Annotated in this window: 16 protein-coding genes; 7 read left to right on the top strand and 9 right to left on the bottom strand. The window is 57.7% G+C overall.

The features are described from left to right. Window positions 1-54 precede the first annotated feature (54 nt). From rpsO to rimP, 7 genes are all read right to left on the bottom strand, one after another. Window positions 55-324 carry a 30S ribosomal protein S15 gene (rpsO, locus tag KP702_RS01260; protein ID WP_007283842.1) on the bottom strand — a complete coding sequence of 90 codons (270 nt, stop codon included), beginning with the start codon at window positions 322-324 and terminating at the stop codon, window positions 55-57. Beyond that, window positions 284-1285, bottom strand: a complete 1002-nt coding sequence (gene truB / locus KP702_RS01255; protein ID WP_202206348.1) for a tRNA pseudouridine(55) synthase TruB — start codon at window positions 1283-1285, stop codon at window positions 284-286. Before truB ends, rpsO begins: the two co-directional genes overlap by 41 nt. A 100-nt stretch (window positions 1286-1385) precedes the next feature. Then, window positions 1386-1805 carry a 30S ribosome-binding factor RbfA gene (gene rbfA / locus KP702_RS01250; RefSeq protein ID WP_046900027.1) on the bottom strand — a complete coding sequence of 140 codons (420 nt, stop codon included), beginning with the start codon at window positions 1803-1805 and terminating at the stop codon, window positions 1386-1388. After that, window positions 1802-4585, bottom strand: coding sequence for a translation initiation factor IF-2 (gene infB, locus KP702_RS01245; protein ID WP_202206347.1), 2784 nt, complete (start codon window positions 4583-4585; stop codon window positions 1802-1804). The genes rbfA and infB overlap by 4 nt, the downstream gene beginning before the upstream one ends. Further along, the gene (locus tag KP702_RS01240; protein WP_371823798.1) at window positions 4582-5286 is read right to left on the bottom strand and encodes an RNA-binding protein; all 705 of its coding nucleotides are present in this window, start codon (window positions 5284-5286) and stop codon (window positions 4582-4584) included. The genes infB and KP702_RS01240 overlap by 4 nt, the downstream gene beginning before the upstream one ends. Beyond that, entirely contained in the window at window positions 5234-6781 is a 1548-nt protein-coding gene (gene nusA, locus KP702_RS01235; protein ID WP_215768395.1) for a transcription termination factor NusA, read from the bottom strand. Before nusA ends, KP702_RS01240 begins: the two co-directional genes overlap by 53 nt. A 31-nt stretch (window positions 6782-6812) precedes the next feature. Continuing rightward, window positions 6813-7430, bottom strand: coding sequence for a ribosome maturation factor RimP (gene rimP / locus KP702_RS01230; RefSeq protein WP_215768394.1), 618 nt, complete (start codon window positions 7428-7430; stop codon window positions 6813-6815). Between the two features lie 203 nt (window positions 7431-7633). On the opposite strand from rimP, the gene KP702_RS01225 reads away from it, so the two are divergent. The 3 genes from KP702_RS01225 to KP702_RS01215 are packed head-to-tail and all read left to right on the top strand — an operon-like array spanning window position 7634 to window position 10452. Further along, entirely contained in the window at window positions 7634-8233 is a 600-nt protein-coding gene (locus KP702_RS01225; protein WP_215768393.1) for a hypothetical protein, read from the top strand. A gap of 32 nt (window positions 8234-8265) precedes the next feature. Further along, window positions 8266-9516, top strand: coding sequence for an AAA family ATPase (locus tag KP702_RS01220; protein ID WP_215768534.1), 1251 nt, complete (start codon window positions 8266-8268; stop codon window positions 9514-9516). A 3-nt stretch (window positions 9517-9519) separates the two neighbouring features. Next, complete coding sequence (locus KP702_RS01215; RefSeq protein WP_215768392.1) at window positions 9520-10452, top strand: hypothetical protein; 933 nt, start codon at window positions 9520-9522, stop codon at window positions 10450-10452. Between the two features lie 75 nt (window positions 10453-10527). On the opposite strand, the gene KP702_RS01210 is transcribed toward KP702_RS01215, so the two are convergent. After that, complete coding sequence (locus KP702_RS01210; RefSeq protein WP_215768391.1) at window positions 10528-12105, bottom strand: ABC transporter substrate-binding protein/permease; 1578 nt, start codon at window positions 12103-12105, stop codon at window positions 10528-10530. Continuing rightward, window positions 12105-12896, bottom strand: a complete 792-nt coding sequence (locus tag KP702_RS01205) for an amino acid ABC transporter ATP-binding protein (protein WP_064273747.1) — start codon at window positions 12894-12896, stop codon at window positions 12105-12107. The genes KP702_RS01210 and KP702_RS01205 overlap by 1 nt, the downstream gene beginning before the upstream one ends. A 164-nt stretch (window positions 12897-13060) precedes the next feature. Here KP702_RS01205 and ccmA point away from each other — a divergent pair, with 164 nt between their 5' ends. The 4 genes from ccmA to KP702_RS01185 all read left to right on the top strand — a co-directional run bounded on the left by ccmA (window position 13061) and on the right by KP702_RS01185 (window position 19672). Next, window positions 13061-13690 carry a heme ABC exporter ATP-binding protein CcmA gene (ccmA, locus tag KP702_RS01200; protein ID WP_064273745.1) on the top strand — a complete coding sequence of 210 codons (630 nt, stop codon included), beginning with the start codon at window positions 13061-13063 and terminating at the stop codon, window positions 13688-13690. Beyond that, window positions 13687-14352, top strand: coding sequence for a heme exporter protein CcmB (gene ccmB / locus KP702_RS01195; RefSeq protein ID WP_086634019.1), 666 nt, complete (start codon window positions 13687-13689; stop codon window positions 14350-14352). Before ccmA ends, ccmB begins: the two co-directional genes overlap by 4 nt. A gap of 240 nt (window positions 14353-14592) precedes the next feature. Further along, on the top strand, window positions 14593-16215 hold the full coding sequence (locus tag KP702_RS01190) for a Hint domain-containing protein (protein WP_215768390.1): 1623 nt from the start codon (window positions 14593-14595) through the stop codon (window positions 16213-16215). Window positions 16216-16366: 151 nt separating this feature from the next. Continuing rightward, window positions 16367-19672, top strand: coding sequence for a S41 family peptidase (locus KP702_RS01185; protein ID WP_215768389.1), 3306 nt, complete (start codon window positions 16367-16369; stop codon window positions 19670-19672). Window positions 19673-19714: the final 42 nt, after the last annotated feature.

Genomic DNA, 19714 nt, shown 5'->3' with positions numbered 1-19714 from the left:
CCCCCGGAAAGACCGATGGCAGGGGTGTCCGGGAGCAAGCCCCCGGACGACGTATCAGCGACGCAGGCCGAGACGCTCGATCACGCTCTGGTAACGAGCCTGATCCTTGCGCTTCAGATAGTCCAGCATGCTACGACGCTGACCGACCATCATCAGAAGACCACGACGGGAGTGGAAGTCCTTCTTATGGGTCTTCAGGTGCTCGGTCAGGTTAACAATGCGCTCGGTCAGGATCGCAACCTGAACTTCCGGCGAGCCCGTGTCGGTCTCGTTCTGGCGGTATTCAGCGATCAGAGCCGTGCGGCGTTCTGCAGTAATCGACATCGTGTTCTCCAAAAAACTCGTGGTTTTCCAGCATCCGTGCTGCCCTGAGCCGTCCATCGCGGATCTGACACAAGCCAATCACGTGCTCTCCGATCATCGCACGCCACAGATGGTCTCCCTCCTGTGACACGGCCGGCAGAGAATATGTGAGATCCGAGGGGTCAAGAGACTGGCCCCAGATCAATATTCTTCCCTCCGCTTCGGTAACGGCCAGCGCCGGGATGTCGACCAGCGCGGTCGCTACATCCAGCAGAGGAGCCGGAAGAGCATCGGCGTTGTCCACAGTTTGAGTCGATTTGTCCAGTGCTATCTCGTCAATCGTCATGGCATGGGACAGATCAAACGGCCCGCATTTCGTTCGACGCAGGACAGAAATATGCCCCACCGTTCCACACGCAAGAGCGATGTCTCGCGCCAGAGACCGCATATAAACGCCCTTGCCAGACTGCACTTCAAAAACCGCAGTATCCGCATCCGGACGCTCTACCAGCGTTATCGAATCTATCCGGGCCGGGCGTGGCGGAAGCTCCGGTGGACGGCCGGCACGTGCGAGATCGTAAGCTCGTTTTCCACCAACTCTCAATGCAGAGAACACGGGGGGAATCTGCATCACATCGCCCGTCAAAGCAGGGAGACAGGCGCGTAGATCGTCATCTGTTGGACGATGAACCGACGTCGCAAGAACTTCCCCCTCGCGATCATCGGTTGTGCGGCTTTCCCCCAAAGAAAGGGTAAAGCGGTAACGCTTTGTCGCATCCATAATATAGGGGATTGTTCGCGTGGCCTTGCCAAATGCGATCGGCAGGACGCCCGAGGCCAAGGGGTCGAGCGTGCCGCCATGGCCCGCTTTTTTCGCGTCAAATTCCCAACGCAGTTTATTGACCATGTCCGTAGACGTTGGGCCAAGCGGCTTGTCGAGAATCAGCCATCCGTCAATCTCGCGTCCGCGTTTTCTTGCCACTGGTCCAGCATCCCTCACTCATGATCGGGCGCTGATAGACCAGTCTGACCTGTAAATGCAAAAACACCCCTGACCCGAAGGCCAGAGGTGTTGTGCAAAATCAGTCTTCCAGATCTCGGCTAACTTCCGGTGAACGAAAGAGCTGATCCAGTTCCATCGCATTATCCAGCGCCGTATCTGGCTGGAAATGAATTTCCGGAACACTTCGCAGTCGAAGCACTTTGGCCAACCCGGAGCGAAGGAAAGGAGAAACCCGCTTTAAAGCGGGAAGAACTTCTTCCACATCGCTTCGGCCCAGTCGGGTCACGAACACTGTCGCGTGACCAAAGTCTGGGGAAACCCGCACTTCCGTAACCGTAATGCGAACATCCAGCAGGTCAGGATCACGAAACTCCGTGCGGGCGAAGATGTCCGCCAGAGTCCGGCGAACCTCTTCTGCCACCCGAAGCTGGCGCGTGCTTGGCCCTTGGGCAACAACGCCTGCCGGGCCTTTCAGGTCATTTCTGGAACGTGAGCTCAAGCCGGGATCACTTCCATCTCGTAGCACTCGACGACATCGCCTTCGCGCAAATCATTGTAACCTGCGAAGGAAAGACCGCACTCATACCCACGAGCCACTTCCTTGACATCGTCCTTGAAGCGCTTGAGCTGGCTGAGTTCACCCTGATGGATGACCACGTTCTCACGCAGCAGACGCACACCACAGCCACGCTTGACGAGGCCTTCGGTGACGTAGCAACCAGCGACCTTGCCAGTCTTCGTGATGTTGAAGACCTGACGGATCTCCGCATAGCCGAGGAATTTCTCGCGATGCTTGGGCGCAACCTTGCCCTTCACGAGCTGCTCTACGTCGTCCGCCACCTGGTAGATGATGGAGTAGTAGCGGATATCCACACCTTCACGCTGCGCCAGTTCACGAGCCTGCGTCGTCGCACGAACGTTGAACGCCACGATGATGGCATCAGAAGCCTTGGCGAACTGGATATCGCTTTCCGTGATCTGACCGACACTGGCGTTCAGGACGCGGATTGCAACTTCCTCATGAGCCAGTTTCTGGACTGTCGTGGAGATTGCTTCCGCAGAGCCCTGAACGTCCGCCTTGATAAGAAGGGCAACTTCCTTCTGATCACCGGCCTGAATACGAGCCAGCATCTGGTCGAGTGTGCCACGGGCAGCAACCTGCGTCGCAGCCTGCTTTTCCTTGATGGTACGCTGACGGAATTCGCTGATCTCACGAGCGCGGACGTCGTTTTCAACAACAACGAACGGCTCACCTGCACCCGGAACACCCGCGATGCCGAGAATCTCGACAGGCATGGATGGGCCAGCGTCCTTGAGCTGACGGCCACGATCATCGAGAACCGCACGAACACGTCCCCACTCCGCACCAGCGACAACAATATCGCCGCGACGCAGTGTGCCCTTCTGAACAAGAACGGAAGCCACTGGGCCACGCCCGCGATCAAGGCGGCTTTCGATCACCGTACCTTCGGCCATACGATCCGGGTTAGCTCTCAGATCAAGCATTTCAGCCTGAAGCAGAATAGCCTCTTCCAGCTTGTCCAGACCCGTACGCTTCAGTGCCGAGACTTCGACATCCTGCGTATCACCGCCCATATCTTCGACCACGATTTCATGACTCAGAAGTTCCTGACGGACACGGGTTGGGTTGGCGCCTGGCTTGTCCATCTTGTTGATGGCGACAATGATCGGGGCATTCGAAGCCTTGGCATGCTTAATGGCTTCGATCGTCTGCGGCATGACACCGTCATCGGCCGCAACCACCAGAACGACCACGTCCGTCACGGATGCACCACGAGCACGCATGGACGTAAATGCCTCATGGCCCGGTGTATCGATGAAGGTGATCTTCTTCCCGGAAGGTGCCGTGACCTGATACGCACCGATGTGCTGCGTGATACCGCCGGCTTCTGCGCCAGCCACATCAGCAGAGCGGAGTGCATCGAGAAGAGACGTCTTACCGTGATCGACATGACCCATAACGGTCACGACCGGAGCACGCGGCGCCAGATCTTCTGGGCGATCTTCAACGCCCTTGATGCCGATTTCCACATCGCTTTCAGCAACGCGCTTCACACGATGGCCGAACTCTTCGACGATCAGCTCAGCAGTATCGCCGTCGATGCTCTGGGTTGCCGTCGCCATAACGCCCATTTTCATGAGCGACTTGATGACATCACCCTGACGGGACGCCATACGGTTGGCCAGCTCAGCGACCGTGATGGTTTCCGGAACAATTACGTCACGCACAACGCGCACCTGATCAGAACGAAGACGTTCAAGCTCAGCCTGGCGACGTTCACGATCGCGCTGACGGCGAACTGAAGCCAGCGAACGGGTTTTGCCGTCATCGCCTTCAATCGCTGCACGCACATCAATGCGACCGCTACGACGGTCATTGCCGCCCGGGCTCTTGCGAGGAGAAGGCTGGGTGGAACGACGCTGAGCCGGACCACTGGGTGCACCACCACTGCGGCGAGCAGGAGCACGACGCTCTTCTTCGCCACCCGCCGCGGCTGCGGGAGAACGCAGATGAAGCGTCTCACCACCACGGGGCTGTGCAGGAGTTGCAGCCGCAGGACGTGCGGTCTGAACCGGACGCTCCGGCATAATTGCGCGCTCTGCAAGAGGACGCAGACGCTGCACGGGGGCTGCTAGCTGCACGCCACCCGTTGAATGCGTACGCGGGTCAAGCGGAGCAGCACGCTGGGCTTCTTCAGCTTCACGTTCTGCCTGACGCGCAGCGCGCTGGGCTTCTTCTTCAGCGAAGATGCGCGCGTCTTCTGCGGTTTTGATCGCCTGACGATCACGCTCGATGCGTGCAGCTTCTTCAGCCTCTCTCGCCTCTGCGGCAAGACGTTGTTCTTCCTCGGCACGGCGGGCTGCTTCTGCAGCCGACATGATCTGGATCTTTTCGGCTTCGCGGCGTGCAGCCTCTTCAACCGCAGCTTTACGCTGTGCTTCCAGAACGCGCTGACGCGTTGCAAGCTCCGCAGCCGTCAGGGCGCGACCGCCAGCACCAGCACCACGACCACCACGTGCACCGCCAGCAGCCGAGCCACCCGGACCGGAAGCTGCGCGCTTGGGCTTGCGAACTTCAACCTGCACGACCTTTGAGCGGCCGTGGCTGAAGCTTTGACGCACGGAGCCAGCGTCGACTGTACGACCGACCTCCTGACGTCCTGCGGGGCGTAGGGACAGGCGGCCAGTCTTGTTCTGTTCGCCGCCCTGTGATGGGGTCTGTGTTCCGTCCTGGTTGCGCTCGTTGCCGTCGCTCATAGTTCCGCCTGTTCCTTACTGACCCCTTTGGGGTCTGGGAGTGAACGTCCTGCCACTCCCGAAAATCTCTCATGTTCGGCGATCAGGCGCTGTGCCAGCGCACCCGGCGCCATCACCGCATAGACCGCCCGGTCCCGGCCGAACGCCGAAGCCAGGACGCGATCGGGAACTGTCACCACCGGCAGAGATCGCCGGCCCGACACCAGTCTGGAGAACTCGTCCAGGCTTGCACCTTCGGAACGGATCACCACCCCTGCCCTACCGGAAATGAGCCACTCCCGGCATTTCTGAAACCCGCAGACAACCTGCCCCGCTCTTCGGGCCAGACTGACAGCGTCCAACATCCTCTGTCCCAGTGCCGCCTCGACGAGATCCGCCAGACAGTCCGGTACAGACACCTGGGCCTTCGCAGCACGTGCAAAAGCCTGTCGGGTGCGGGGGCTATCTAACACATCCCGGCTGGCACTCAACCACATTCCCCGACCTGGCAGCTTTGCAGCCAGATCTGGCACAACCCGATTATCCGGGCTGACCACGAAACGGATCATGCTTTCAGGCGGCCTCTGCTCTCGGGTCACGAGGCAGCGACGCTCTGAACCGCGGCGCCCTAAAGCACCGCGAATGGGACCATTATCAGTATCAGAAATATCAGACGTCGGTCGACTCCCCGTCCTTCTTTTCGGCTTCAGCCGATTCGTCACCCTCAAACCAGTGGGCACGGGCTGCCATGATGACTTCATTCGCGGCATCTTCATCCATGGCGTCTGCGCCAAGAATGTCCACGAGTTCATCACCTGCCAGATCCGCCAGATCGTCGAGCGTTTTCACACCCTTCTCACCAAGCGTCACCAGCATCTGGTTCGTGAAGACTCCGAGATCGACAACATCGTCCGTCACGCCAAGCTCTTTGCGCTTGTCGTCCAGCTCGTGTTCCTTGCCAGCCAGATACTCGTTTGCACGCAGCATCAGCTCTTCGGCAACACTCTCATCGAAGCCTTCGATGTCATGCAGTTCGCCCGGCTCCGTATAAGCCAGTTCTTCGATGGAGTGGAAGCCCTCTGTAACCAGAAGGCTGGCAATCACATCGTCCACATCCAGCGAGTCAACGAACAGTCCAGTCCGCTTGCGGAACTCTTCCTGACGACGCTCCGATTCCTCGGCCTCCGTCAGAATATCGATGTCCCAGCGGGTCAGCTGGCTGGCCAGACGCACGTTCTGTCCGCGGCGACCGATCGCGAGCGAAAGCTGCTCATCCGGCACCACGACCTCAACACGCCCTGCTTCCTCGTCCATCACCACCTTGGTGACTTCAGCAGGTGCCAGCGCATTCACAACGAATGTTGCAGCCTGCGGGCTCCAGGGAATGATGTCGATCTTCTCGCCCTGCAACTCAGCTACAACGGCCTGGACACGCGAGCCGCGCATACCAACGCACGCACCGACCGGATCAATCGCCGCGTCACGGGAAATGACAGCCATCTTGGCGCGGGACCCCGGATCACGGGCAACAGCCTTGATCTCGATGATACCGTCGTAAATTTCCGGCACTTCCTGTGCGAACAGCTTGGCAAGAAATGCCGGATGCGTCCGTGACAGGAAGATCTGCGGACCGCGCGGCTCGTCACGTACATCATAGATATACGCGCGAATGCGGTCCGAATTTCGGAAAGACTCGCGGGGGATCAGTTCATCACGACGCAGAAGGCCTTCGGCATTGCCGATTTCGACCATCATGTTGCCGTACTCGGTCCGCTTGACGGTACCGTTAACGATCTCGCCTACGCGATCCTTGAATTCATTGAACTGACGCTTGCGTTCATATTCACGCACGCGCTGCACAATAACCTGCTTGGCCGTCTGCGCTGCAATACGACCGAAATCGATCGGCGGCAGTGGATCAACGAGATGTTCGCCAATCTGAATTTCCGACTGGAACTTGCGTGCGATGTGAATGGGGATCTGTGTGTCCTCATTCTCCACCTGCTCGACAGCTTCCGTCCAGCGGCTGAGACGAACCTCGCCCGTCTTGCGGTCGATGGTCGCGCGAATGTCCTTCTCGTGACCATACTTGGCGCGGCCAGCCTTCTGAATGGCCTGCTCCATCGCTTCCAGCACTTCTTCGCGGTCGATGTTCTTCTCGCGCGAGACTGCGTCTGCGACCAGCAGCAGTTCAGGGCGGATAACAGATGTGTCCATCAGATCGGACCTCCAGCCAGCATGAGACGGGTCATTGTTTCTTCTTCCCCGGCTTCTTCGGATTCAGTTTCGGAACGCGAGGCGCCTCGCCGTCACTCTCCGCTTCAGGTGTGACACCCGAAAGGGCAGCACTTGCCTCAATCAGGGCATCCGTCAGGATCAGACGGGCTTTGCGAACTTCCGCCAATGGCAGCTCCGCTTCAGTCCCGTCGTCCAGACGAATCACGCCCTTGCCATCCCGCGTGCCCATCACCGTTCCAGAGAAACGACGACGGCCATTGAGCGGAACATCAAGCTCAGCCTTGGCCAGATGTCCGGCGAATCGCTCCCAGTCCTTTGCACGCGTCAAAGGGCGGTCGATTCCAGCTGATGAAACTTCGAGCATCCATGCGCCTGGTATCGGGTCATCCACGTCAAGGATGGCACCGACGGCGTGACTGATCTGCTCGCAGTCCTCCACCGAGATCAGGGAGCCGTTTGCACGGTCCGCCATGATCTGAATGGTCGGGGTGTCGCGCCCGAGAACGGAAAGACGGACGAGCTCGTAGCCCAGGTCCGCCAGCGTCGGTACGATCCGCTCCGCAATGCGGGCTTCAAGGCCCGTCAGATGAGGCAGTTCGAGGCCGGAAGATGTGTTCTGTTGAGACAAGACAAAAAAGGCGGCCTGTCAGGGCCACCCCCCGAAAAGAAGCGGAAGATGAATGGAATGACCTCTATCTAGGCCCTCCACCCTCGCAATGCAAGTAGAACGACAGGGATACAGCCCTCCAAGCTTATCGAAAGATTTGTTTACATTTCTCATGACGGAGAATGCTTGCCTTGAACGAACAGTCAGGGTGAGATGAAACCCTGATGACAGCCCCACACGAGCCTAAACCACATCTCCTTCCGCAGCAGGATGCTCCCCGGAGCCGACCTCTCTGGGCGGGAGGTAGTCTGCTGGCCGTGGTCACCATTGGTGCAGGGGCATTTTTCTACACTCATACCACGTCACCCAAGGCAGCAGTCCCGGCCCCTCCGCCAGACAATTCTGCCGTCGGCACGGCACCGGCGCTTCAGGCGGCGGTTCAGCTTTCCATGCTCTCCGCACAGAATGCCCCTAAGGCGCTTGCTGCCACCAGCTTCAATGCCCAACAGCGAAGCCAGATTTTAGCGGCCGTGCAGCGTGGCGATATGCGTCTTGTCGAAATGCCGGTTCTGGATGCCGCAGGCGTGACAGGGCAGACCGTTGATGTCACAGTATCCGGATTGACCCAGCGCGTTGTTTTGACAGGAAAATTCCAGCGGCTCATTCTGCCGATTGCCGAAGCCGCACAGGTTACGATTGATCCTGTCACAATGCCGCACGCATCCGCTCTCACCATTGGTGCCATGACGGCCCTTGGCCCCGAAGCCCTGCCAAGTCTGACTGCGCTGAGTCAGCGTATCGTGCTTGGTGTGATTGTTCAGTAAAGGCTACCCCGGTGTTCAAGTCTCTCGTCCCCATGCTCAACCGGGCCATGCCAGTTATGATGGCGGCCTTCCTGATTCTGGCGGTCATTCAGGTGGCCGTCATGCTACACCTGTCTCTGGATGGTTTCTGGAGAGCTCTGAACTGGGCACGGCCTGCCTATCTCCCCCTCGCAGGGATCGGCGCCCTCCTGACCGTCATGGGTCTGGGATACGAAACTTCTGCAGAAAAACTGGCGCGTCGTGGACTGCGCAGGAGGAAAGGTCTGATCATGGATGTTCTCAGCCGGCTGACCAATCGTGGTGCGCTTGAAGAACTCATGGCCCGCGAACAGCGCGAAACCGTCATCGATGCGGAGGAGCTTGCCGCATCTCTTCGGGCCCGCGTCATCGGGCAGGACCGTGTCTGCGAAGACATTGCCCAGCAGCTTCGCCGCCGCCTCGCTCTTCAGGTTCGTGGCAAGCCCGTCGGCATTTTTCTGCTGGCAGGGCCTCCAGGGACTGGCAAAACCTATCTGGCCAAGCAGATCGCTCGCCAGATGGAACGTCCTCTGCTCCATTTCGATATGACGCAGATGTCCAGCCCCCATGCAGCCACACAGCTCTTCGGCTCCCCGAAGGGCTATGTCGGCTCAGATACTTTCGGCAAGCTGACCGGCGGTCTCAAGGATCAGCCAGATGCCGTCGTGCTGCTGGATGAAATCGAAAAGGCCCATCCGGACGTGTTCAAGAAGTTTCTCACTGCATGGAACGATGGTCACGTTACGGAAGCGTCTACAGGCGAGCAGGTCTCCACAACCCGCGCCATCTTCATGCTGACGTCCAACATCGCAACGGACGCACTGACAGAAATTGCGGACCGTTTGGAGAATGAGCCCGACAAGATGCGCGCGGAGTCGGTGGAAGCACTCAAGCGGGCAGGCTTCGCTCCTGAGGTTCTGAACCGCCTCGACAGGATCTTCGTATTCCGCGCTCTCCGCGGTCTGGATCTGGCCCGTGTGGCCGCTCTGGAAATTGAAGCCATGATCGAAAGCTATGGCCTGCACGTTGAAACAGGCGGTATTGATCCGGCCCTGCTCTTCCAGGTCATGGTTAAGCAGAAGAATCTGGGCACCGGCGCCAGCGCTCGTGATCTGGTGCGGTCCATTGAAGATATGGTGAGCGAAAGCCTGATTATCGCCCGTCAGCAGGGCGCCAAGACGGTTCGCCTGACGGCAGGGGATAATGGCGTTGTCGCGGAAATTTCCAAGGATACCGAAGCGCAACTCGGCCGCCTGAGCCACTGATCCATGACAGCATTTGGACGACTCTGGCGCCGCGCGCCTCTCTGGCGCACAAGCCTTATCATGATGGTCGGCGGAATCGGGATGGCCTCGCTTTTCCCGACCCCGGCTTTGAAGAAAGCCATGCCCTGGCTCCCAGGACATGCTCCAGGTGCAAACATACCCCCTGCAACGGCCGCTAGCCCCCAAAACGCGGCTAGCGGCAACGCCTCAGACGGTGGCGTAGATCAGGTCGGTGTTCCCGATCCCGGCATCACACTCCGGCATAGCCTGAAGATTGCCGGGCGCACTATTCCGCTCCCGACCGGAGACTGGCACACCATCCTGACGGCCCGAAGCGGCCCTCACGGAGAAATTTCCCAGCAGGTTCTGGCGCGTACGGATAGTGGCGTTGTCTCGGCAGTGATTGTTGTCCGAGCCAGCCAGCAGACCCTTCCGCAGGAAGTGACGGATGGGCTGGAAACGCCGTGCCATGATGATCGCAACTATGCGTCACGTATCAGCGGGAAGCCCGGCGCTTCTGAAGAATGCAGCTATATGGGGAACGCAGTTCTGGCGAACAATACAGTCAGCCCAGACCCATTCATCACAGCGGCCTTCAACCGCATGGCAACACTCGGCTTTCCCATTCCACCACTCATGATCAATGTTGGATGGTATCGCGCGGCCCTTCAGGGCACGCAAGGCGTTCAGGTCGAGACTGTAGAGACGCTTATTGCTCCGATTGAGCATGGGTCCCGGCAGTTGCTGGCGCCCATTAACATCTGGGGCAAGGGCACAGTTCATTCCAATCCGGACTCCTCGCGCTTCATCACGGATCTGGATCGGTGGATGCTGAAATGGGCGGACGTTCTGCGACAAGGGTTTGACGGGACGCTTGACCCGAATACGCTTACACCATCCATCACGAGTGATCCGTCAGCGCCCAAAGCGTCCTGACAAAAAAAGGCTGCCCCCCAACAGAGAGGCAGCCTTTTTTAATTCATTGAACGAGGCGTCTTTCATGCCTACCAGTCAGTGGTGGCCAATATTGCCACCCATGCCGCGGCCCATGCGCCGTTCTGCCATACGGGCCAATCTCACGAACGGTAGCCCAAGCAGAAGATAAGCCGCACCCACCATCAGCCCCGTTCCGAAATAATCGTAATAGGTGGATGACAGACGGACATAGGTCTGACTGAGTTCCGTCAAGGTGATGACGGACACCAGCGAACTGTCTTTGAGCAACGAAATAAAGTCATTGGTCATGACCGGCACAACAGTACGGAAGGCCTGCGGGACCACGACCAGGCGAAGCGCCTGCCAGTGCGTCATGTTCAGGGCGATAGCGGCTTCCATCTGGCCGCGGGGGACAGACAACAAACCTGCACGGTAATTCTCGGCTTCATAGGCAGCGTAATTGAGCCCCAGTGACAACACGCCTGCCATAAAGGGAGACAGCCGGATACCAAAGGCTGGCAGCCCATAGAAAATGAACAGAACCTGAATCAGCAGCGGTGTACCGCGAACAATTTCCACATATAGCCCCGCCACAAGCCGAGGGACCGTCCCGCCATAATGCCGCGCTAACGCAAGAAGCAGACCCAGGGCGACCGCAATCACCATAGCGAGCGCTGAAACGGCCAGCGTCATCAAGGCAGCCTGGCCGATCAGAGGCAGGAACCCGACATAGCGGTGAATCAGAACTTTCCAGTTCCCACCGGTCGTGCTGGCCATGGCGGCCCGATACCGATCCCATTCCACCGGGGCAATATCCGGATGGGTATGGTCCCCCGTGTAGTTCTCCATCAACGGAGTCCACAGGTTCCAGCGTGCCAAAATCTGGTGAAGCGTCCCGTCCTTGATAAGATCTCCGAGGGCGGCATCCACCTGATCCCGCAACGCGCGGCTACCAGGCGCAAACGCAATGCCATATTCCATGCTGCCGATCGGTTCGCCCACCAGCTTCATGTCATCGGAAATGCTGCCGTAATACAGGGCGATGGGCGCATCCAGCAGGATCGCGTCCAAACGTCCGTTCCGCAGATCCGAAAAGGCATTTGTCTCTTCTTCATAAGACCGGATCGTAGAGCCACCCTGCCGGCGCAACATTCGCTCGGCTGTGGTGTCCTTGATCGTGCCAATCTTATGCCCTTTGAGAGCCTCCAGCGTGTCGAGACCCGTTTCTTCCTTGCGAAGAATGATCCGCTCGCTTGTCACATAGTAAGGACGGGAGAACAGGACCGCCGCCTTGTGCTCCGGCGTCATTTCGATGCCGTCTGCAACCATGCTGTAAAGGTCACGCGACAGGCCAGGAATCAGGCCATCCCAGTCATTCTGAATGAAACGCGCCTTGCGGTGCATTTTCTCCGCGATGGCATTGACCAGATCGTATTCGAAGCCCGTCATCCGGGATTCATGCTCGGGATCATGGAACACGTAAGGCACATTGGCCTCACCATCCGAGGCCCAGGGCAGATCGGTGTTATCCCGAGCCCCCGGCACGACCAGAGCGTCTGGCGCGGATGCGACAGTCTCGTCAGCTGCTACGGCATGAACGGAGGGTGCCAGCATGAAAGCCAGCGCCAGTAGACACGCAAAAAACTTGTTCATCACAGGAGCGTCCGCAGGAAGCGCCGTGTGCGCCCCTCTTTCGGGTTGGCGAACATCAGGTCCGGGTCACCGCTTTCAACGATTTCACCAGCCTCCACGTACAGCACGCGATCCGAGGCGGCACGGGCAAAGCGCATGTCATGCGTTACGACAAGCTGCGTCATCCCATCATCATCCAGATCCCGCATCACCGACAGAACTTCTTCTGAAAGTTCCGGGTCAAGTGCGGATGTCGGCTCGTCGTACAACATGACAGATGGCTTCATGGCGAGCGCACGGGCAATTGCCGCGCGCTGCTTCTGGCCGCCCGAAAGACTGTCCGGGTAGCGGTTTTTAACACCCGCCAGCCCCACTTTTTCCAAAAGCGTACAGGCGGTCGCCTGCGCCTCATCCCGTGAGACACCTTTCACGCGCATCGGCGCCATCATAACGTTATCAATGACGGTTCTATGAGGGAAAAGATTGAAGGCCTGAAAGACCATGCCGACATGCGCCCGCAAGCGATGGGCCTGTGCCTCATTGGCACGTGTCCAGCTTTTGCCAGTGCAGGCGAGTGTAACATCTTCAATACGGACAGTTCCGGCGTCAGGATGCTCCAGAAAATTAAGGCACCGCAGGAACGTGGACTTGCCACAGCCTGAAGGCCCGATAATCGAGATCAGCTCGCCACGTTCAACATCAAGTGACAGACCACGAAGAATTTCGTTGCCGTCAAAAGACTTGGCGATCCCGCTCGCCTGTAACACCAGATCAGTCAGTTCCAGACATCCCTTAACAAGACGTGTGATCATAATACCGTTCAGCCCTCTTAACGGACCTCGCACTGGCTATCGAGACCTTTCCTGCATGCGGGAATGAGAATTCACCAGATTGCAGCTTTTCAGACGCCCCCTTGCAGTTCCCGCGCTCAGAGGGTCTAAGCTGATGAGACCGTGAACCGGACAGAACGCTTCCCATGACGACCCAGCCGCCCGACCCGACAACACCTTCCGTGCTTCTGGATGTCAGGGATATTACGGTTTTCCGTGGAGACCGGCTGGTTCTGGATGATGTGAGCCTTTCGCTTGCGCATGGCGATGCCATGATACTCACCGGCCCGAATGGTGCGGGAAAATCCACTCTTCTCAGAACAATCGCAGGCCTTCGCAAGCCTGATGGTGGCACGATTGAGCGCTATGGAGCACTGGCCTGGCTGGGCCATCAGGATGCTCTCAAGCCTGGCCTGACGCTGGCGCAAAATCTTGCCTTGGCCGATCGCCTGGGCAGCGGAAGCATGGAAGACGTGTTGGAAGCCCTTGATCTGGCATTCCTGACTGACCTTCCAGCACGCCTCCTGTCCTCGGGGCAGAAACGCCGGGCGGCTTTTGCACGCGTCATGCTGTCAGGAGCGCCGCTCTGGCTTCTGGACGAACCGACCGTTGGTCTGGATGTGGCGAGCATCGAACGGCTTGGAGCGATCATGGCCAAACACCGTGACAACGGGGGCGCCATGATTGTTACGACGCATGTTCCGCTCCCTCTGGACAACACGCGTTCGCACGAACTCCCTTCCCTTGCTCACGCTGAACCGCTTTGGCTGTCATGACCGCTTTCTTTGCCCTGATCGACCGTGACCTGCGACTTGCCTATCGGTTTGGGGCGGATACGCTCGCGTCCCTGCTCTTCTTTATATTGTGTGGCAGCCTTTTCCCTCTGGCCCTTGGTCCCTCACCAGATCTGTTGCGTCATATGGGGCCGGGCATCATCTGGGTCTGTGCACTGCTCGCATCGCTGCTCCCGCTGGACAGACTTTTCGGCTCCGAACTGGAAGATGGCTCACTGGATCTGCTGATGCTCACGGGCCTTCCAGCGTATGCCGTTGCATTTGCTAAAATGATTGCTCACTGGCTGACAACTGGCCTGCCTCTTCTTGTTGCAGCTATCCCGCTTGGCATCATGCTGGGCGTAAAAGGGAGCGAACTCCCGCTTCTTTTGTTCGGGCTGATGCTTGGAACGATGTGCCTGTCCCTGATGGGTGGCATGGCAGCCTCAATCGTGTTGGGCGCCCGTCGTGGTGGTGTTCTTTTGCCACTTCTTGTTCTACCTCTCGCAACGCCGGTACTGATTTTCGGTGCGGCTTCGTCCTATGCCGGGCAGCTTGGTGCATCATCAAGCGCCGGATTCGACCTTCTGGGAGCATGTCTTTTCGCAATGCTGCCTCTTTGCCCACTTGCAGCAGGCTATGGCCTCAAATCTGCGGTTGGCTGATTTTTAATACGTTAATTTCCTTATTTAATTGAGTTTTTTTCGCTTGAGGCTTCGCAAGAGTCTCAACGGGCGATCCATAGTGCCGCCTCCGGTCCATTACATACTGTTAGAATTTTTCAAATCATTATTGACTGTTAGTTTTGTTCCAACTTATTGATGCAAATAAGTCATGACCTCTCACCGCATCAAGTCGCTGATACGGCAAAACAAGCATCCTTTTTTGATTGGAAAAAAAATATCGTGTCTAATACAATAGACTGGTCAAACATTCCCCAAAGCGGCGGTGATATTGGAACAGATGGTCAGGAAACCATCGTTACTGGTCACCCCACCACGGCCGTGAACAGTCTCACCATCCATGGTACCGTTACGCTAGACAATAACCAGAATGTGGAGGTTCAGGGCCTCACAATCGGCAGTGCCGCGAAGCTGGTTATCGCCACTGGTACCAACTTCAAGATGAATAACAGCACCCTACCTGCTGGTACTATCAAGGTAGATGGTGGCTCCTTCACGAACACCAACGCTTACAGTGCTTCCGGCCCGCTGACGTTTGAGTTCGGGGCCCCGGAGGCAGGGAGTGCCGTAACAGTCAACGCATATGCTACGAACGTGAGCTTCAGCAATGTTGCGCCCGGCGACAAGATCACCTTCGTGAATTCATATGGCGCTGTGAAACTTGTTGATGCAGGAAACGGCGTTGTTAAGGTCACAAATAGCAACGGTCAGACTCTCAGCACTCTTAACACTGCCAAGAACCCACAAGGGAACTACTACAAGGCTGCAGATTTCAGCTCTTCAAGCACCGGCAACGATTCAACCCTAACGTGCTTTTTGACGGGCTCCCTCATCCGCACCCAGGATGGTGAAGTTGCTGTCGAGGCTCTGCGGTTTGGCGACAATGTGGCCGTATATGTTAATGGCCGTGAGGAAATTCGTCCGATCACATGGGCAGGCCATCGTCACATGACGGTTCGTGCTGGCGCTCCTGCTGACGAAGCGGGATACCCGGTCCGCATCATGAAAGATGCCATCGCATCCGGCGTACCCCACACGGACCTGCTGGTAACCCCGGAGCATTGCCTGTTCCTTGATGGGCAGTTTGTTCCAGCTCGTATGCTGGTGAACGGTCGTTCCATCCATTACGACCTGAGCATCACGTCATACGACTACTTCCACATCGAGACGGCAGATCACTCGGTCATCATGGCAAATGGCCTGCTCACCGAGAGCTTCCTGGACACCGGAAACCGTGGCAGCTTCCAGCAGGACGGAAACGTCTTCAGCATTGGTAGCAACGTCAAGAACTGGGCCGACAATGCCGCCGCACCTTTGACGACGGATCGTGCAGCGGTAGAGCCTCTATTCCGCGACATCGCAGCGCGCGCAGACATGGCCGGCCTTGAATCCGTGGTCGCCGACACGGTCCTGACAGAGGATGCAGACCTGCATCTCATGACGGAAGACGGAACCGTCATTCGCAAGATGCGTGAAACCAATGGCTACGCCATGTTCATGCTTCCGCAGAATGTCCACTCCGTACGTCTGATGTCCCGCACCAGCCGTCCGTCCGACATTGTCGGTCCGTTCGTTGATGACCGCCGTCAGCTTGGCGTGCTCGTTGGCCATATTGCTCTTTATGATGCTGGCAGCACCTCTGCGCTTTCTGCTCACCTGACGGAAAGCGAGCTTGCTGGCTGGAGCGTACAGGAAGGCAAGGCGTCTCGCTGGACCACAGGGAACGCTGAGATCCAGATCCCGAACCGCGCTTCCCATAGCATTGCCATGCTAGGTGTGCAGATCCTCTCCAACAGTTCCTACGTGCTGGAGACAGAAGATAAGGTCACGGCTCTGACTGCCTGATCCGCTTCTTCACGGCAGATCACGAAGCGCCAGCCTATTACGGGCTGGCGTTTTTTGTTTTCTCGGCATCAAAACGCACCTGCCGTCTCGACGGCGATATGAAACCGCAGCATCATCGACGGATATTTTCATATGAGAAGTCCTTCACATCATGCGGTTTTCCCTCCGACGTTCCCTTCTCTCATGCGCGGCTCTTCTGGGGTGCACCTACGGGCTGACCGCCCAGGCTGAGCCCGGTTATTTTAGGGAGCCGTCAGTCACGGGGCAGACCGTTCTTTTCAGCGCGGAACAGTCAGTCTGGAGTGTGCCCCTGACGGGAGGTACAGCCCAGCGCCTGACCAGCGCACCCCGTGGCGCCAATGCTGTTGACCCGCAGCCTGTCCTCTCCCCCGATGGCAAAGAAATCGCATTTCTGGCGAATTTTGATGGGCCAACAGAGCTCTATATCATGCCAAGTTCCGGCGGCACGCCCCGACGTATGACGTTTGAAAACGCGCCAAAACTTCATATCGCAGGGTGGGATGCTCATGCAGGCATCCTTTACTCCATGCCGGACGCAACTGGCCCTTACTACAGCTATAATGTCGCAGCTCTGGATCCAAAGACGGGTGCAAAGCACGTCTATCCGCTTGCCAACGTCAATGACGCTTCCATTAGCCCGGACGGTAAATGGCTGTATGCCGTGCGGTTCGGGCTCGCCGTTACAGGCGATCATATGCGGGCCTATCGTGGAGGAGCACTCTCGCAACTCTGGCGGTTTGATCTTCAGTCCGGAGCCGAGGCCGAACGTATCGGCACACGCACAGCGAACCTCATTCGCCCCATGCCGTGGAAGGATCGTCTGATCGTTATTTCCGACGAAAACGGGCGTTACAACCTCTGGAGCACCGCCACAGACGGAACAGATGCCCGACAACTAACCCATTTTACGGATTACAGCGTTCTGGAAGCGTCACTCTCAGGCGACCATGTTGTATTCCGCAAAGGGGCGGATCTGTTTTCGCTGGATCTAACCTCTGGCGAGAGCCACCAGATCCCCGTTAATTTGGTCTCGGACAATGCACCTCGCGCACCGTACTGGCTGGATCGACCAACCCGCTTCACCACGTCGGAGACCATTTCTCCCAAAGGCGATGCCGCCATCTTCACTATGCGCGGCCACACGGTCGTGGCAGCAGCTTCCCCGCGGCGTCTGATCGTCCTTCCCACCCCGGACAATGTCCGCCTGCGCCTTGCCCGCGTGACGCCAGATGGAAAGTCCGTCATTGCGTTCAGTGATGCGGATGGAGAATCTGCGCTGTGGCGTTTTTCTGCTAATGGCAGCGGCAAAGGAGAAGCACTCAGCCAGCCATCCTCAACCGAACCTGTCGCTCTCGAAATCTCACCAGACGGAAAATACGCCGCACATACGGATCTGCTGGGGCGCCTGTGGTTGCTCAACCTTTCCAGCAAAGCTGAGAAGCTCGTTGATGATGCCACTCAGGACGGCACGAACGTTTTCGATTCCCTTTCATGGGCCGCAGACGGAAAGGCCCTCGCCTTCGTACGCACGCGCGGCTCCAATCTGCGACGTCAGATTGCCCTGTATTCTCCGGAAACAGGACGGACGGAGTGGGTGACGAGCGATCGTTACGAATCCTATAGCCCAACCTTCTCCCCAGATGGGAAATGGCTGTGGTTCCTGTCTGATCGCACATTCTCGCTGGCTAACGGTTCTCCCTGGGGAGACCGCAATCTGGGACCGGCGTTTCCACATCGTACAGGCATCTATGCCCTCGCACTCCAGGCCGGAGAACGCTTTCCTTTCCAGGCGCCAACCGAGCTGGATCATGATGACAGCAAGGAAAAGAGCGACAAGAAAGATGAGAAGAAGGACGCTCCCAAGAAGCCTCTTCCCGCGTTTGAATGGAGCGGATTGGCAGATCGTCTCTATCAGGTTCCCGTCCCTGCCGCGGATTATCACGGGCTGGCAGCCGCCAGCGATTATCTGTTCACCGTGGATGGTGCGGACGATGACGCCAACCCTCTGAAGTCCATCCATATCGATAACAACGAGCACAAGATCGAAACCTTCTCTCCCAAGGTTGAAGATTTCAGCCTCTCCGCAGACGGCAAAACGATCATGACCGTGGCCCCTCGCGCGAAGCTGGCGCCCGAAGTTCTTCTGCTGCCGGTCGGGGCCAAGAAGCCTGATGATGTCGCAGGAAAAGCGGTCAGCTTTGAGGGACTACGACTGCGCATCGACCCTGCTCAGGAATGGTCAGACGAATTTGTCGATGCCTGGCGCCTTCACCGTGATCATTATTATGACCGCGATCTGCATGGCGTAGACTGGAAAGCCGTTCGAGCCCACTTCGCACCATTTGTGGATCGACTTGGAGACCGTGCGGATCTGGATGATCTGCTTGGCCAGATGGTTGCTGAAATTGGCGCCATGCACTCCCAGCTCCGGCCGGCACAAAGCCTCGAAGACCCGGCTGCGAACCTGATTGCCGGACTGGGTGCACAGATTACCCGCGAAGCAAAAGGCTTCCGCATCACACATATTTATAGAGGAGACTGCGATCTACCGGATCAGAAGTCTCCATTGGCTGCTTCGGGCGTTGATGCGCAGGACGGAGATCTGATTGTTGCCGTGAACGGACAATCCGCAGCCGACGAGCCCGACCTTTCTACGCTTCTGGCCAATCAGGCTGGGAAACAGGTTCTCCTGACCCTTCTGCGCAATGGCAAAGAACACAAAACAGTCGTGACAGCCGTAAGCTGGCGCAAGCAGAAGTCCTTGCGCGCACGGGACTGGGAAGTCAGCCGTGCTGATCTTGTAGATCGTGCCAGCCATGGACGCATTGGCTATCTGCATCTGCAAGCCATGGTCGGCGATGACATGGAGGCATTCGCCCGCGAGTTCTATGCCAATATCGACAAGGATGGACTCATTGTTGACGTCCGCGGCAATAATGGCGGCAACATTGACAGTTGGGTTCTGACGCAGCTCATGCGCCGGTCCTGGATGTTCTGGAGCCGCTATGGCAACGCTCCGGCCATCGACATGCAACAGGCGTTTCAGGGCCATCTCATCGTGATTTCAGATGAAATGACCTACTCGGACGGTGAAACCTTCTCTCAAGGCATCAAGTCTCTCCATATTGCTCCGCTCCTTGGGGAACGCACAGCAGGCGCCGGTGTCTGGCTTTCGGACGGTGACCGTCTGATTGACAACGGCAATGCCCGGACAGCCGAAAACCCCTATTTCGACATGAACGGCCACTGGCTGGTCGAGAACAAGGGTGTCTCACCGGATATCGAGATCGAGAACATGCCGGTCGCCACCTTCAAGGGGCAGGATCAACAGCTTGATGCAGCAGTTTCGTATCTGAAGAAGCAGATGGCGGATCATCCGCGCCCTGCTCTCAAGGCTGAGCCTTTCCCGGTTCAGCAGCCTGCTTCACCGCAATAAGGCAAAAAGTCCATGGCCTCTGCACACATCTGCAGAGGCCTT

The sequence above is a fragment of the Gluconobacter sp. P5B12 genome, from assembly GCF_018812035.1.
Classification (GTDB): Bacteria; Pseudomonadota; Alphaproteobacteria; order Acetobacterales; family Acetobacteraceae; genus Gluconobacter.
Note: the sequence above shows the minus strand (reverse complement) of the source record. Positions and strands in the feature narration are given on the sequence as shown.

Coding starts and splice junctions, on each gene's coding strand:
- infB (WP_202206347.1), bottom strand. CDS start 4,585: ATGAGCGACGGCAACGAGCGCAACCAGGACGGAACACAGACCCCATCA.
- KP702_RS01210 (WP_215768391.1), bottom strand. CDS start 12,105: ATGAACAAGTTTTTTGCGTGTCTACTGGCGCTGGCTTTCATGCTGGCA.
- KP702_RS01215 (WP_215768392.1), top strand. CDS start 9,520: ATGACAGCATTTGGACGACTCTGGCGCCGCGCGCCTCTCTGGCGCACA.
- rpsO (WP_007283842.1), bottom strand. CDS start 324: ATGTCGATTACTGCAGAACGCCGCACGGCTCTGATCGCTGAATACCGC.
- KP702_RS01205 (WP_064273747.1), bottom strand. CDS start 12,896: ATGATCACACGTCTTGTTAAGGGATGTCTGGAACTGACTGATCTGGTG.
- KP702_RS01220 (WP_215768534.1), top strand. CDS start 8,266: ATGCTCAACCGGGCCATGCCAGTTATGATGGCGGCCTTCCTGATTCTG.
- ccmA (WP_064273745.1), top strand. CDS start 13,061: ATGACGACCCAGCCGCCCGACCCGACAACACCTTCCGTGCTTCTGGAT.
- KP702_RS01185 (WP_215768389.1), top strand. CDS start 16,367: ATGCGGTTTTCCCTCCGACGTTCCCTTCTCTCATGCGCGGCTCTTCTG.
- nusA (WP_215768395.1), bottom strand. CDS start 6,781: ATGGACACATCTGTTATCCGCCCTGAACTGCTGCTGGTCGCAGACGCA.
- ccmB (WP_086634019.1), top strand. CDS start 13,687: ATGACCGCTTTCTTTGCCCTGATCGACCGTGACCTGCGACTTGCCTAT.
- KP702_RS01225 (WP_215768393.1), top strand. CDS start 7,634: ATGACAGCCCCACACGAGCCTAAACCACATCTCCTTCCGCAGCAGGAT.